The sequence below is a fragment of the Archangium sp. genome (genome assembly GCF_036388035.1).
Lineage (GTDB): Bacteria > Myxococcota > Myxococcia > Myxococcales > Myxococcaceae > Archangium.
This window is the reverse complement of sequence record NZ_DASVSO010000854.1, coordinates 1-10,798: the sequence shown is the minus strand read 5'-3', so window position 1 is coordinate 10,798 and position 10,798 is coordinate 1. Positions and strand designations below refer to the sequence as shown.

General features: G+C 69.9%; 9 protein-coding genes. 5 read left to right on the top strand and 4 right to left on the bottom strand.

What is annotated here, in order from left to right; translation table 11 throughout:
- Window positions 1-94: 94 nt before the first annotated feature.
- The 4 genes from VF697_RS35295 to VF697_RS35280 are packed head-to-tail and all read left to right on the top strand — an operon-like array spanning window position 95 to window position 4,708.
- Window positions 95-1,198, top strand: coding sequence for a hypothetical protein (locus VF697_RS35295; RefSeq protein ID WP_331102012.1), 1,104 nt, complete (start codon window positions 95-97; stop codon window positions 1,196-1,198).
- A 47-nt stretch (window positions 1,199-1,245) separates the two neighbouring features.
- On the top strand, window positions 1,246-2,457 hold the full coding sequence (locus tag VF697_RS35290) for a tetratricopeptide repeat protein (RefSeq protein ID WP_331102010.1): 1,212 nt from the start codon (window positions 1,246-1,248) through the stop codon (window positions 2,455-2,457).
- 29 nt (window positions 2,458-2,486) lie between these two features.
- The gene (locus VF697_RS35285; RefSeq protein ID WP_331102008.1) at window positions 2,487-3,116 is read left to right on the top strand and encodes a hypothetical protein; all 630 of its coding nucleotides are present in this window, start codon (window positions 2,487-2,489) and stop codon (window positions 3,114-3,116) included.
- Window positions 3,117-3,121: 5 nt separating this feature from the next.
- Window positions 3,122-4,708, top strand: coding sequence for a TIM44-like domain-containing protein (locus VF697_RS35280; protein ID WP_331102006.1), 1,587 nt, complete (start codon window positions 3,122-3,124; stop codon window positions 4,706-4,708).
- Between the two features lie 9 nt (window positions 4,709-4,717).
- On the opposite strand, the gene VF697_RS35275 is transcribed toward VF697_RS35280, so the two are convergent.
- The 3 genes from VF697_RS35275 to VF697_RS35265 all read right to left on the bottom strand — a co-directional run bounded on the left by VF697_RS35275 (window position 4,718) and on the right by VF697_RS35265 (window position 8,669).
- Complete coding sequence (locus VF697_RS35275) at window positions 4,718-6,355, bottom strand: ATP-binding protein (protein WP_331102004.1); 1,638 nt, start codon at window positions 6,353-6,355, stop codon at window positions 4,718-4,720.
- Window positions 6,356-6,511: 156 nt separating this feature from the next.
- Window positions 6,512-7,882 carry an MFS transporter gene (locus VF697_RS35270; protein WP_331102002.1) on the bottom strand — a complete coding sequence of 457 codons (1,371 nt, stop codon included), beginning with the start codon at window positions 7,880-7,882 and terminating at the stop codon, window positions 6,512-6,514.
- A 25-nt stretch (window positions 7,883-7,907) separates the two neighbouring features.
- On the bottom strand, window positions 7,908-8,669 hold the full coding sequence (locus VF697_RS35265) for an RNase H family protein (RefSeq protein ID WP_331102000.1): 762 nt from the start codon (window positions 8,667-8,669) through the stop codon (window positions 7,908-7,910).
- Between the two features lie 288 nt (window positions 8,670-8,957).
- On the opposite strand from VF697_RS35265, the gene VF697_RS35260 reads away from it, so the two are divergent.
- Window positions 8,958-9,917, top strand: coding sequence for a hypothetical protein (locus VF697_RS35260; RefSeq protein WP_331101999.1), 960 nt, complete (start codon window positions 8,958-8,960; stop codon window positions 9,915-9,917).
- A gap of 78 nt (window positions 9,918-9,995) precedes the next feature.
- On the opposite strand, the gene VF697_RS35255 is transcribed toward VF697_RS35260, so the two are convergent.
- The coding region (locus VF697_RS35255; protein ID WP_331101997.1) for an alpha-amylase family glycosyl hydrolase at window positions 9,996-10,798 on the bottom strand (803 nt) is incomplete at its 5' end.

The following is a 10,798-nucleotide window of genomic DNA, read 5'->3' as shown; positions in this document are numbered from 1 at the left end:
ACGCCGATGGGAAGCCGCGCCCCGAAGTGACGAAGTAGGAGGGCAGCCACGGGCTGGGGCCCCGAGTCGGCCCCAGCCTCGCGAGTCCCAGCCCATGAGCCTCCTGCGACGCGCCACCCGTGAAGACAACCCACAGCTGCTCGAGCTGTTCGGCGCGGTGCCCATGCAGGGCGAGCTGGTGCTGGCCACCCAGCGCGCCCCGGACTTCTTCCGTCTCTACGAGATGCAGCGCGGCGACACCGAGCTGTGGGTGAACCAGGTGGAGGACGGGCTGGATGGGATGGGCACCATCCTCGTGCGGGACGGCTGGCTGGAGGGCCGGCCCTGCCGGGTGGGCTACCTGGGAGATTTACGCACGCGCTTCTCCGCGAGGCGCAGCCGGGGCCTGGCGCGCTTCTACGGGCCGGTGCTGGAGGAGACGGCGCAGCGGCTGGGCGTGGAGGCCTTCCTCACCGCGGTGATGGCCACCAACGCCGCGGCCTTGCAGGCCCTGGTGAAGCGCCGGGCGAAGCGCGTGAACCAGCCGCACTACACGCTGCTGCGCCGCTTCGCCGCGGTGTCCGTCCACTTCACCCGCCGGCGCAAACCAGACCCGGGCCGCTTCCAGGTGCGGCGTGCCACGGCGGCGGACGTGCCCGCCATGGCGGCGATGCTGGACGCGGACCACCGCACGCGCCCCTTCGGCTACCGGTATGACCAGGGCGAGCTGCAACACCGGCTGGAGCACTGGCCGGGCCTGAGCGTGGAGGGCTGCTACCTCGCCTTCGACGGCGGGAAGCTGGTGGGGTGCACCTCGGCATGGGACCCGGAGGAGGTGAAGCGCTACCGGGTGCTGGCGTACCGGGGCTCCATGCGCTGGCTGAAGTGGGGCTACGACGCGATGGCCACCGTGCTGCGCGCCCCGAGGCTGCCGGACCCGGGGACGGACTTCCGCTACTTCTACCTGTGCAACACCAGCATCGCGGGCGAGGACCCGGCCATCCTGCGCGCCCTCGTGGAGCAGGTGTACGCGGACCACCACGGCAAGGGCTACCACTTCTTCTCGCTGTACCTGGACGAAGGCGACCCACTCAGCCCGGCGCTGAAGGGCTTCTTCCAGCGGCGGCTCGACTTCCACCTGTACGCGGTGACGCCCGCCAGCCTCGCGCGCGAGCACTTCCCCCCGGGGCGCACCGGCTTCGAGATGGCGCTGGCCTGAGCGCGTCGCGCTTGCGGTGCGCGCGTCCGCCCCCACATGCTTCGTGGATGAGAAGACTCCGACTGCTGGCGGGCCTGCTCGCGGGCCTCCTCCTCGGTACCGGCTGCGCCGCTGGCCGCGCCTCCCCCACGTCGGCCGAGGCGCCCGTGGATGCCTACGAGGCGCGACTGGACGAGGCCGGCCTGGGCCTGCGGGGCGCCAACCGCGACGCCACGCTCGCCGACCTGGAGAAGCTCGCGCACGAGCTGGAGACCCGACTCCAGAAGCGCCCCGAGGACGCCCGGCTCCACGCGCTGCTGGCGCGCACGGCCTTCTACCTGCGCAACGCCAGACAGGCCCTCGCGTCGGCCGAGCGGGCCCTCGCGCTCGCACCGGACCTCGCCTGGCCCCACTACGTCCGCGCCTTCTTTCTCGGCGCCCAGGGCAAGGCCGAGGAGGCGCTCGCCGACGCCACCCGGGCCGCCGAGCTGGAGCCGAAGCAGGGCCGGCACTGGCAGCTCCTGGGCACGCTGTACCTCCAGCTCGACAGGAGCGCCGAGGCCCAGGCCGCCATCGACAAGGCACTCGCCCTGGAGCCCCGCAACGCGCAGGCGCTCTTCTTCCTCGGCCTGCTGTACATGGACCAGGGCAAGACGGAGGCCGCGCTGGAGGCCTACGAGAAGGCGCGCACGTATGAGCCGGAGTTCGCGATGGCGCACTACAACGCCGGGCAGCTCCACCAACTGCGCGGCGAGTCCGCGCAAGCGCTGGAGTGCTTCCAGAAGGCGGCGGACCTGGACCCGCAGGACTGGAGGACGCGGGCGAAGCTGGTGCAGCTCCACCAGACGCTCGGCAACCAGGAGAAGCGCGACGCCGAGCGCGAGGCGCTCCTGCTGCTGCACCAGGCCGGCAAGGTGGACAAGGAGTACTTCGTCCGCGACCAGTTCCAGGAGGCGGGCCGCACGGTGATCGCGGTGGAGAGCTTCACCCTGGAGGGCGACTGGGCCAAGCGCTACGAGTTCCAGGTGTACGCGCCGGACGCGCGGGAGCCCGCGCTCGTCATCTCGCTGGGCTCCTACGCCTTCACCAACGCCTTCGCACGCGAGAAGAACCCATCCGCACCGCGAGTGTTCCACCTCGACGCCTACTACCCGGACAAGACGCACGAGACGTATGGCTTCTTCGAGGGCGAGCCCTCCTATGACGACACGCGGGCGCGGGTGGTCTCCATCCTGCGCGGCGAGGTGAAGCCCACGTCCTCCACCACGCCCGGAAAGTAGCTTACGCTGCGCGCCCCAGGAGGTGACCCATGTGGGCTCGCGCATTCTTTGAAGACGCCACCAAGGCGAAGACCGCCGAAGCGGTGAAGGCCGTCGAGGCCCGCACCACCGCTGAGGTGGTGGTATCCGTCCACCGCACCTCCGGCCACTACCGGCACACGGACTACCTGGTGGGCTTCGTGCTGTCGCTGGTGACGCTGGTGGCCATGCTCTACCTGCCCACCGAGTTCCCGCTCGAGTTCTTCCCCCTGGACGTGGCGCTGTCCTTCGTGGCGGGGGCCTACCTGAGCGCGGCCCTGCCCGGCCTGCGTCGGCGACTGACGTCCCGGAAGCTGCTGGAGGCGAGCGTGCGTACGGCCGCGCGGGCGGCCTTCGTGGAGCTCGGGGTGTCGCGCACCACGGGGCGCACCGGCATCCTCGTCTTCGTCTCCGCCTTCGAGCGGCGCGTGGAGGTGGTGGCGGACCTGGGGGTGGACACCGCCGCGCTGGGCCCGGAGTGGGAGGAGGCGCTGGCGAAGCTGTCCGCCGCCGTGGCCTCCTCCGAGTCCCCCGAGCCCTTCTTCGAGGCGCTGGCCCTGATGGCTCCCCCGCTGGAGCGGCTGCTGCCGCGCTCCGACGATGACGTCAACGAGCTGCCCGACGCTCCCCACGCCGCGTGAGACCCATGAGACGCTCCCTCCAATGGCTGGCCTTCACCGCGCCGCTGCTCCTGGCGCTGGTCTTCGTGGTGCCCGAGAGCCTCGCGCGTCCGGGCGGTGGCAACACCTACAGCGGCTCCTCCAGCAGCCGCGGCTCTTCCAGCAGCAGCCGCGGCTCCTCCAGCAGCAGTAGCAGCTCCTCGCGCAGCTACTCGGGCAGCGGCTCCTCGTACAGCGGCTCCTCCAGCAGCCGCGGCTCCTCCAGCGGCGCCGGCGGCCTCACCTTCATCATCCTGGTGATCGTGGTGGTCGGGCTGCTCAGCGTGTCGCAGCAGAACAAACGGGAGGGCGACTGGAGCACGAGCGCCCCGCCGCCCGACAGGAACCGGACGCGGGAGCGCGGGGGGTCGGCGCGGGAGCTGCTCACGCGGCTGCGCACGGTGGGCCCGCTGGGAGCGGGTGGCCGGCCGGTGCCGTTCGACCCGGACTTCTCGCTGGTGCCCTTCGAGGACTTCCTCTACGCGCTCTACGCCAAGGCGCACGAGGCGCGCGGTGGCGGCCGGCTGGACTCGCTGGCCGCCTACCTGTCCGAGGGCGCACGCGCGTCGCTGCGGGGACTCGGCGAGCCAGCGCGGGTGCAGGCGGTGGTGGTGGGCGCCATGCAGTACCTCCATACCGACCTGGTGACGCCCCACAGCACGCGCGTGAGCGTGCAGCTGCGCTTCGAGGCCAACTACACCGAGACGTCCGCGCGCGGCGCCCAGCAGAGCTACTACGTGGCCGAGGAGTGGACGCTGGCGCGCGGCACGGCGGTGAAGTCGCGCTCGCCGGACAAGGCGCGGGTGTTCAAGTGTCCCAACTGCGGCGCGGCGCTGGACGGCATGCGGGGCAACACCTGCGCGTACTGCGAGCAGAAGGTGGACACGGGCGAGTTCGACTGGGTGGTGGAGCGCATTGAGGTGCTGGAGCGCGAGCAGCGCGGCCCGCAGCTCGGCGGCGACACGCCCGAGGAGGGCACGGACTGGCCCACCGTGAAGCAGCCCAAGGTGGATGACCGCATGCGGCTGCTGCTGATGCAGGACCCCGAGCTGTCCTGGGACGCGCTCAACCAGCGGCTGGGGCTCATCTTCCAGGAGCTGCAGGTGGCGTGGAGCCACCGGCGCTGGGAGCAGGTGCGTCCGTACGTGAGCGACAGCCTCTTCCAGATGCAGCTCTACTGGATGGATGCGTACAAGCAGGCGGGGCTGCGCAACGTGACGGAGAATGCGCGCATCACCTGCGTGGAGTTGGCGCGGGTGGTGAGCGACAAGTACTACTACGCCCTCACGGTGCGCCTGTTCGCCACGGGCCTGGACTACACGGTGCGGGACTCGGACGGCCAGGTGGTGGGCGGCTCGCGGACGCGCGAGCGCAAGTACAGCGAGTACTGGACGCTCATCCGGGGCCGCGACACCCGGGGCAAGCCGAGCGCGGACAAGCACTGCCCCTCCTGCGGCGCGGCGCTGTCCATCAACATGGCGGGCAACTGCACGCACTGCTCGGCGAAGGTGACCTCGGGCGAGTTCGACTGGGTGCTCAGCCGCATCGAGCAGGACGAGTCCTACCAGGGCTGAGCCCCCGCCTCACGAGGCCAGCGCCGTCCGCGGCTCGAGGACGGCGCGCTCGACCCTGGGCAGCAGCAGGGTGAAGGTGGTGCCCCTGCCCTGCTCGCTGCTCACCCGCAGCTCGCCGCCCATCTTCTGGATGAGCGAGTGGCTGATGGACAGGCCGAGCCCCGTGCCCGCGCCGGCCGGCTTGGTGGTGAAGAACGGATCGAAGATGCGCGGCAGCACCTCGGGAGGAATCCCGTGGCCGGTGTCCGTGACGTCGATGCGCACCTGCTCGCCCTCGCACGCGGTGCGCACGCGCAGCGTGTGGCGCTGCGGCGAGCCGGGCTGCATGGCCTGGATGGCGTTGATGACCAGGTTGAGGAACACCTGACTGAGCCGGCTCTCGCTGCCGAACACGGGAGGCAGCGCCAGGTCGTAGTCCTTCTCCAGCCGAGCCGTGCGCTTGAGCTCCGTCTGCGCCATGCGCAGCACGAAGTCCAGGCTCGCATGCACGTCCACGGGCGCCTGCGACTCGTCCGGGACGTGCGAGAAGAAGCGCATGTCGCGCACGATGTCCCGGATGCGCTTGCAGCCTTCGAGCGACTCGGAGACGACCTCCCGGGCCTCCACGAGCAGGTCCGCGACGTTCGAGGGGCAGCTGGGGACGGCCGCCAGCGCCCGCTCCAGCTCATCGCGCCAGTTCTCCAGGAAGCCCAGGTTGGAGAGCACGTAGGCGATGGGGTTGTTGATTTCGTGGGCGATGCCCGCCGCCAGCGCGCCCACCGAGGCGAGCCGGTCGTTCTGGATGCTCTGCTGCTCCAGCCGCCGCTTCTCGGTGACGTCATGGCCCACCACGAGCAGGCGCCGCGAGGTGCCCACCTGCTGAATCGAGATGGTGATGTCCAGCGCGACGCGCTCCCCGCGCGCGGACCGCAGGCCCTGGTTCTCCCGGCGCACCGTGCCCCGCGCGAGCAGCTCCTGGTGGAGCTTGCGCATGGACTCGTGCTCGTCCTCGGGGGCGAGCGCCATGATGGAGCAACCGATGAGCTGGGAGACGCCGAGCCCCAGCAGCCGCTCCACCACCGGGTTGGCCTCCAGCACCCGCCCCGCCTCGTCGAGCAGGAAGACGGCATCGCTGGAGTTCTCCAGGAGCTGGCGGTTGCGCTCCTCGGCCTGCCGCACCTGGAGGCGCAGCCGCAGGTGCAGCTCCACCTGCCGCTTGAGCGCGAGCAGGCTCTTGCGCTGGTCCTCCGTCAGCACCCGGGGCCTCCGGTCGATGACGCACAGGGTGCCCAGGTGGAGACCGTCCTCCGTCTGGATGGAGGCTCCGGCGTAGAAGCGGATGAAGGGCGCCCCGGTCACCAGCGGGCTGGTGGCGAAGCGCGCGTCCTTCGCGGCGTCCTCGACGACGAAGACGTGCTCCTGCTCGATGGCGAAGGTGCAGAAGGAGATGCAGCGCTCCGTCTCCGTCACCCCCGGCAGGCCCACGTTCGCCTTGAACCACTGCCGGTCCCTGTCCACCAGGCTCACGAGCGCGATGGGCACGTCGCACATCCGAGCCGCGAGCTGGACGATGTCGTCGTACTCGGACTCAGGCTGCGTATCGAGGATGCCGTGGCGCCGCAGGGCTTGCAGGCGCTGCTCTTCATAAAGGAGGCCAGGGGGAAGCATGCGAAACTTGATTTGCACCACAACCCCGCGCGCGGCATCGCCCCCTGGGTTTGTGTGTGGACGGCACGACACTCTGGAGGTGTGTCCTTCAACACGGATGCTTCAGCCGACGGGAAGGCCGCTGGCTCGGCTGCACGGAGGGCAACAGAGCAGGCGTCAGTCGAAGCGGCTGTGTCGCTGTGTGTCGCGCATGAGGACGTAGACGAGCAGCGAGCAGCCGATGCAGCCCGTCACGTACCAGAAGAACCAGGACTCGTGGCCGGCCAGCTTCAGCCAGGTGCCCACGTACTCGGCCGTGCCGCCGAAGATAGAGACGGTGAGCGCATAGGGCAGGCCCACCCCGAGGGCGCGGATGCTCGCCGGGAAGAGCTCGGCCTTCACCACCGCGTTGATGGAGGTGTAGCCCGAGACGATGACCAGGGCCGCCATCACCAGCAGGAAGGCGGTGAAGGCATCGCGCGTGCGCGTCAGGGCGGTGAGGAGCGGCACGGTGCACAGCGTCCCCATCACCCCGAAGCCCACCAGTACCGGCCTGCGGCCCACCTTGTCGGACAGCAGGCCGAACACCGGCTGCAACAGCATGTAGAGGAACAGGGAGGAGACGGAGATGAGCGTGGACTGATCCCGGCTCAGGCCCACCGAGTTGACCAGGAACTTCTGCATGTAGACGGTGTACGTGTAGAAGGCGAGCGTGCCGCCCATGGTGAGCCCGACGACGAGGGCGATCTCCTTGGGGTGGCGCAGCAGCTCGCGCATGGGCCGGTGCTCCGTCTGCCTGGCCGCCTCGGCCTTGAAGGCGTCCGTCTCCACCATGTTGCGGCGCATGTAGAAGCCGAAGACGGCCAGTGAGGCGCCACACAGGAAGGGGATGCGCCAGCCCCAGGCCTCCAGCTGCGGACCCGTCAGCACCAGGCGCTGCAGCACCAGCAGCGTCACCGTGGCGAGCAGCTGCCCCATGATGAGCGTGACGTACTGGAAGGAGCTGTAGAAGCCACGGTGGCGCGAGGTGGCGACCTCGCTGAGGTAGGTGGCACTGGTGCCGTACTCGCCGCCGAGCGAGAGCCCCTGGAGCAGCCGGGCCAGCAGCAGCACGATGGGCGCCAGCACGCCGATCCGCTCATAGGTGGGGCACACGGCGATGACGAGCGAGCCCAGGCACATGAGCGTGACGGAGAGCGTCAGCGCGGAGCGACGCCCGCGCAGGTCCGCGTAGAGGCCCATCACCCAGCCGCCGACGGGACGGATGAGGAAGCCGAGCGCGAAGACGCCGGCGGTGTTGAGCTGCTCGACGACGGGGTTGGCGTTGGGGAAGAACGCCTTGGCGAAGTACAGCGAGAAGGCCGAGTAGATGTAGAAGTCGTACCACTCGATCAGATTGCCGACCGAGCCGCCGAAGATGGAGAGCAGCCGCTGCCGCAGGCCGGGATCGGCAGTGGCCTCGGACGACGTGACGGACGCGGACGCAGGGCTGGACGGGTTCACCACCCCGTTTCTATCAAACCCCGCGCACGGTCTCAGCCCCGCCATCTGGAGTCGGTCGTCTCCTGCGGGCTCAATCCTCCGCCTTCACGTCTCCGGGGCTGACGTCCCACTCCTCGAGCACCCGTGCCTCGTCCTGGGCGCTCGTCGTCTTCTTGAAGCGAGCGCCGGAGACTCCCTTCACCCGGCGCTCGCAGGCGGCCCACGTCGTGTGGCGCTTGACGCTGCTGCCCACCTGGCTCAGGTAGGAGTACGTCTTGCCAGAGGCCTTGCGCTCCCGGGGCTTCTCCGGCGGCTCGGCCTCCTCGGGCACCTCGTGGACCTCCACGCCGTACCCCTGCCGAGGACCGACGTACAGGTCCACCCGCTGACGATTGGAGAACGCGACGGCGATCTCATCCACCCGCTCGTTGCCCGGCACCCCCGAGTGTCCGCGGACGTAGCGCCACTCCACGGTGGCGGCCTCGCCGGAGAAGTCCTGCTTGCGCTGGGCGAGCAGGGCCATCAGCCGCTTCCAGAAGGCGATGTTGGCGACCTCCCCTCCCCCCGCGGTCTTCCACCCGCGCTGGCTCCACCCGAACACCCAGCGGGTGATGCCCTGAATCACGTAGGTGGAGTCCGTGTGGATGAGGAGGGGGCCCGGCGTCCGCTCCAGGTGGCGCAGCGCCTTGCCCACGGCCGTCAGCTCCATCTTGTTGTTGGTGGTCTCCGGCTCGTGGCCCCCCAGCTCCGTCACCTGGCCATCGGCCGTGACGAGGATGACGCCCCAGCCGCCAGGGCCTGGGTTGCCGGAGCACGCACCGTCGGCGAAGACGAGAACGAAACGAGTTTCCATGGGCGGGGGCTGTTATCGCTCGGAGCCGGGCTCGCGAGAAGAAACTCTCGGCCCTGGCGGGGGAGCCGCAACCCAAGGCCGCGAGCGTCGTGCGCACCGCGACATCCTGGCTCGGCTCCTCGCTGGGAGAGGGCGGAGGCACGGCGACCGCCTGCCGTGGTTATCCAACATGTTTTCCGTTCCGGGCGTATGGTGGGACGCCCCCCCTCAGCCGTGGGGCCTTGCCGAAGGGCGCCACCGCGACGAGCCCGTCGCGGACGCGGACGGCTGACACCCCTGGAGATTCCCATGCGCCCCACTGCCCCGCCGACCCTCTTCACCCTCGAGAGCCAACCCACCTGGGGTCGCGCGACCCTGCTGGACGACAAGGACGGCAAGCTCGTCCTCGCCTTCGAGCACGGGGGCCGGCGCGTCTTCATCAAGTCCCAGCTCAAGGGGCTCCAGGCTGTCGAGCTGGACGACGCCGAGGCCCGGGCGGTGGAGGCACGGCTGCGCGGGAAGCACCCGCAGGGCGGCGCGGCGAAGAAGTCCGCCAAGGCCAAGGCCAAGGCAGCGCGCCCGCTCGTCGCCGCCTTCCCCTCCTTCGATGCGCAGGTGCGCTGGTTCGAGACCTTCTTCCCCGGCGGCTTCGGAGGGGAGAAGTTCATCTCCGAGGAGCGAGGAGCCTCCGAGTCCAAGGGCAAGAAGGGGAACAAGAGCGCCGCCATCAAGCTCGCCCAGGAGGAGCTCTCGCCGGAGCGACTGGCGAGCGCCACGCCGGAGGAGACCTTCGCCGTCTGCAAGAAGCTGCTGGGCTCCACCAACCTCGTCTTCCCCTTGGAGGGCGCCACCCCCTTCAGCACCATGAAGGAGGAGGACCGGGCCGCGTTCGTGGCGGCGCTGGGCGAGCTGCTGCACGGGGAGGGCGCACACGGGCCACGCTTCGAGAAGTTCGCGAGCTCGGTCCGCATCCGGGACGCGGCGGACCAGGGCCGCAAGGTCACCTGGCCCCTGGCCACGCTGCTGCAGGCGCTGTACGCCCCCGCGCAGCACACCTTCGTGAAGCCCACCGTCTTCGAGCAGCAGGGGCTCCTCTTGAACCTCGTGGCGAGCAAGCACGCGACCGTCACCAGCGCCTCCTACGAGAGCTTCCTGGAGGTGGCGCGCAAGACGTCGGAGCGGCTGGTGGCCGCGGGGCACCCGCCTCGCGACCTGATGGACGTCTACTCGTTCATCTGGCGCTCCCATAAGGAGCAGCCCGCCACGTAGTGCACACCCTCCGCCCGAGGAGCGCCGCGCTCCACCCGCTTCAAGGGGTGAAGCACGGCACTCCCAAGCGGTGCTGGCTCAGGGCTTGGCGATGAGCAGCATGGACGAGCGGGGCGACAGCTCGGCCTGGGGGCCCGTCACCTGGCGGCCGGTGAGCAGGTCCTCGTAGGTGCCCTCCGGCAGTCCGGACACCCTCTGGGGCACATCGGCCCGGTTGACGAGGACGTAGACGGAATCCGCCTCGTGCCGCATCTGGTACGCAATCGTCTCATCGGTGACGGACAGGCTCACGCGCTCGCCGCGCCGCAGGGAGACGTGCGCGTTGCGGATGGTGCCCAGCTTGCGCATGTGCTCCCGGAGCAGCTGCTGCCCCGGGGTGTAGTGGCTCGGATCGAAGTCCATCATCCGCCGGTTGTCGGGATCGCCTCCGCCCGGCATGCCAATCTCATCGCCGTAGTAGATGAGCGGAATGCCCGGCAGGGAGAAGAGCACCGTGAAGGCATTGGCGAGCCGCTCGAAGGCCGAGGTGCCCGAGGGCAGCGCCGGCACGTTCGACCAGCCGTTGCTCGCGCCGGTGTCCCACTCGCTGAACCAGAACGGGGTGTCCTCGCCGAAGTGGATGGCGCGCCCCATGTCGTGGTTGCCCAGGAAGGTGCTCATCGTGCCGTCGCCATAGTAGGTGGCGTTGGAGCGCAGGAAGTCCTCCAGGCCCTTCATGGAGGTGGGGATGACCTTGTTCTCCCACCAGGCGAAGGTGGAGCGCATCATCACCGTGGAGATGATGGAGCTGCGCAGCGCGAAGTCGAACTGGCCGTCGAGCATGCGCTGGGGATCCACGTAGTAGCGCAGCTGCTCGCGGTCTCCGGAGTAGGTCTCGCCCA

Coding starts and splice junctions, on each gene's coding strand:
- VF697_RS35295 (WP_331102012.1), top strand. CDS start 95: ATGAGCCTCCTGCGACGCGCCACCCGTGAAGACAACCCACAGCTGCTC.
- VF697_RS35290 (WP_331102010.1), top strand. CDS start 1,246: ATGAGAAGACTCCGACTGCTGGCGGGCCTGCTCGCGGGCCTCCTCCTC.
- VF697_RS35285 (WP_331102008.1), top strand. CDS start 2,487: ATGTGGGCTCGCGCATTCTTTGAAGACGCCACCAAGGCGAAGACCGCC.
- VF697_RS35280 (WP_331102006.1), top strand. CDS start 3,122: ATGAGACGCTCCCTCCAATGGCTGGCCTTCACCGCGCCGCTGCTCCTG.
- VF697_RS35275 (WP_331102004.1), bottom strand. CDS start 6,355: ATGCTTCCCCCTGGCCTCCTTTATGAAGAGCAGCGCCTGCAAGCCCTG.
- VF697_RS35270 (WP_331102002.1), bottom strand. CDS start 7,882: ATGGCGGGGCTGAGACCGTGCGCGGGGTTTGATAGAAACGGGGTGGTG.
- VF697_RS35265 (WP_331102000.1), bottom strand. CDS start 8,669: ATGGAAACTCGTTTCGTTCTCGTCTTCGCCGACGGTGCGTGCTCCGGC.
- VF697_RS35260 (WP_331101999.1), top strand. CDS start 8,958: ATGCGCCCCACTGCCCCGCCGACCCTCTTCACCCTCGAGAGCCAACCC.